The sequence below is a fragment of the Neobacillus sp. NPDC058068 genome, assembly GCF_042885335.1.
GTDB lineage: Bacteria > Bacillota > Bacilli > Bacillales > Cytobacillaceae > Neobacillus.
The window spans coordinates 1-1,030 of the sequence record NZ_JBHVSI010000075.1 but is presented as its reverse complement, the minus strand read 5'-3'; the positions used below and the strand labels follow the sequence as shown (position 1 = coordinate 1,030).

At 74.0% G+C, this 1,030-nt stretch carries 2 protein-coding genes; both read left to right on the top strand.

Going from position 1 to position 1,030, the window contains the following annotated elements; translation table 11 throughout:
- The first annotated feature begins 11 nt into the window (after window positions 1-11).
- Window positions 12-140 (top strand): sigma factor-like helix-turn-helix DNA-binding protein, encoded by a 129-nt coding sequence (locus tag ACFVSW_RS28055; protein WP_387319903.1) that lies wholly within the window; start codon window positions 12-14, stop codon window positions 138-140.
- On the top strand, window positions 137-1,030 hold an 894-nt coding region (locus ACFVSW_RS28050), incomplete at its 3' end, for a hypothetical protein (protein ID WP_387319902.1). The genes ACFVSW_RS28055 and ACFVSW_RS28050, both read left to right, overlap by 4 nt.

Here is a 1,030-nt window from a genome sequence, read left to right as displayed (position 1 = left end):
GGGCCTGGAGCGTGTCCGGCTACAGCCCGTCGGAGATCGCCGAGGAACTGGGGATCGAACCCGCCGCGGTGCGCGCCAATCTGATGAAGGCCCGCCGGGCGGTCGCCCTACGGATGAGGGACCGAGAGGAGGGGGCATGACCGGCAGGTCGGGGCCCGTGGCGGACGGCGGGGCGGTCAACCCGGACGACGAGGCGGTCAACCCGGGGATCACCGCGCGGCTGACGAGTCTCGTCAACGGCCTCGCCGGGTTGCTGGACCTGGAGACCGGTCTGGGGGAGGTCATGGTCCACGCCCGCCACGTCGCCCTGGTCGGGGAACTCGGCACCGTGATCGACCTGGAGACCGGTCTGGCCGAGGTCCTCCGCGAGAACCCGCGCAGGGGCGAGGCGCACGCCCGAGCCGACGGCACCGTGCGGGGACCGGGGCGCCGGGAACTCGACGGGGTCGTGCAGGCACTGGATCCCCAGGTCCGACTAGCCCTGCGCCGACACCCGGTCATCGTGGCCAGCATCCGGGGCGGACTCGTGTCGCGGGCGGTGGACCTGGCCCTGCAGGTCGACCGTGACCTCGCACGCGCCCTGGTCCTCGCGCACGCGCTCGCCCGCACCGTCGCCGACGACCTCGGTCATCTGATCGCGCTTCCACGTGATGTCACCCTGGCCCGCGAGCTGTACCTCGCGGTCGACTTCGCCCTGCACCACGCCCACGACGTCCCCCGGGCACTGACCCGGGCGCGTGTCCTGGCCCACGACCTGGCGCACGATCTGGCGCACGATCTGGCGCGGGACCTCGCCCACCACCGCGCCCAGGACCTCGCGCACGCTCTCGCCCGGGATCTCGCCCGAGCCCTCGCCCGAGACCTCGACCGTGCTCCCGTGCGGGAGCTCGTGCGCGCTCTGGCGCGGGACCTCGATCACGCGGCGGGACCGCTGCTCGGCCTGCCGGGCTGCGGTGCGCTCGGCGCCCTGCTGCTGGACGGTCCGCTCGACGACTTCACCCGGGCCGACCTCAGCGACGTGGACCTGACC